The sequence below is a fragment of the Bartonella sp. MR110HLJHH genome, assembly GCF_042194225.1.
Taxonomy (GTDB): domain Bacteria; phylum Pseudomonadota; class Alphaproteobacteria; order Rhizobiales; family Rhizobiaceae; genus Bartonella; species Bartonella grahamii.
The window spans coordinates 1-271 of the sequence record NZ_JBHIMQ010000113.1 but is presented as its reverse complement, the minus strand read 5'-3'; the positions used below and the strand labels follow the sequence as shown (position 1 = coordinate 271).

The following is a 271-nucleotide window of genomic DNA, read 5'->3' as shown; positions in this document are numbered from 1 at the left end:
ATAATGGGATTTTTTAATTTTATAAAAACGGTTGGTGAAAAGCTAGGTATTGGCGATCATGAGCCAGAAGAAAAAGATTTTAAGGCTGCATTTGATAATTTTCAATTGGGCACAGAAAAAGTAAATATACAGGTTGAAAACGGTAAAGCTATTTTAAGTGGTGAGGTTCCAGATAGGGAAACACTTGAAAAAGCACTTTTGGTTGTTGGTAATTCGCAGGGTATTTCTTCTGTTGATATTGACCAATTAAAGATTGCAGATACTGCGCCTG

General features: G+C 35.1%; 1 protein-coding gene. It reads left to right on the top strand.

Annotated features, from left to right (window positions below; translation table 11 throughout):
• Positions 1–3 precede the first annotated feature (3 nt).
• The coding region (locus ACFIKB_RS09655) for a BON domain-containing protein (RefSeq protein WP_375653554.1) at positions 4–271 on the top strand (268 nt) is incomplete at its 3' end.